This is a genomic window from Corynebacterium sp. HMSC14H10 (assembly GCF_001807105.1).
GTDB classification, from domain to species: domain Bacteria; phylum Actinomycetota; class Actinomycetes; order Mycobacteriales; family Mycobacteriaceae; genus Corynebacterium; species Corynebacterium jeikeium_D.
In genome coordinates this window covers 1-1,104 of sequence record NZ_KV787432.1, presented here as the reverse complement: position 1 = coordinate 1,104, position 1,104 = coordinate 1, and the positions used below count along the sequence as shown (strand labels likewise).

Here is a 1,104-nt window from a genome sequence, read left to right as displayed (position 1 = left end):
CCATCCCCACCACAATGGGTGGGTGGTGTCATGCCAGACACTGAATAACGGACGCGAGCAAAAACCCTGTAATTCACACTTTGTGTGTTGAATGTTTGGTCTATTAGTACCGGTCACCTCCACACCTTACGATGCTTCCAGATCCGGCCTATCAACCCCATCATCTATAGCGGACCTCAAAAGAAACCTAATCTTGGAACAGGCTTCCCGCTTAGATGCTTTCAGCGGTTATCCCTTCCGTACGTAGCCAACCAGCCATGCCCCAGGCGGGACAACTGGCACACCAGAGGTACGTCCATCCCGGTCCTCTCGTACTAGGGACAGCCTTCCTCAAGTTTCTACGCGCGCGGCGGATAGAGACCGAACTGTCTCACGACGTTCTAAACCCAGCTCGCGTGCCGCTTTAATGGGCGAACAGCCCAACCCTTGGGACCTACTCCAGCCCCAGGATGCGACGAGCCGACATCGAGGTGCCAAACCATCCCGTCGATATGGACTCTTGGGGAAGATCAGCCTGTTATCCCCGGGGTACCTTTTATCCGTTGAGCGACACCGCTTCCACAAGCCGGTGCCGGATCACTAGTCCCTAGTTTCCTACCTGCTCGACCTGTCAGTCTCACAGTCAAGCTCCCTTGTGCACTTACACTCAACACCTGATTGCCAACCAGGCTGAGGGAACCTTTGGGCGCCTCCGTTACTCTTTGGGAGGCAACCGCCCCAGTTAAACTACCCACCAGGCACTGTCCCTAACCCGGATCACGGGCCGAGGTTGAGATGTCCAATACGATCAGAGTGGTATTTCAACAACGACTCCACCCCAACTGGCGTTGAGGCATCACAGTCTCCCACCTATCCTACACAAACCGAACCGAACACCAATACCAAGCTATAGTGAAGGTCCCGGGGTCTTTTCGTCCTGCCGCGCGTAACGAGCATCTTTACTCGTACTGCAATTTCGCCGGGTCTGTGGTTGAGACAGCAGGGAAGTCGTTACGCCATTCGTGCAGGTCGGAACTTACCCGACAAGGAATTTCGCTACCTTAGGATGGTTATAGTTACCACCGCCGTTTACTGGGGCTTAAATTCTCCGCTTCGACCCGCAAA

Annotated in this window: 1 rRNA gene; it reads right to left on the bottom strand. The window is 54.5% G+C overall.

The features are described 5' to 3' along the window. Positions 1-83: 83 nt before the first annotated feature. Positions 84-1,104, bottom strand: a 23S ribosomal RNA gene (locus HMPREF3135_RS07080); the annotation flags it as partial.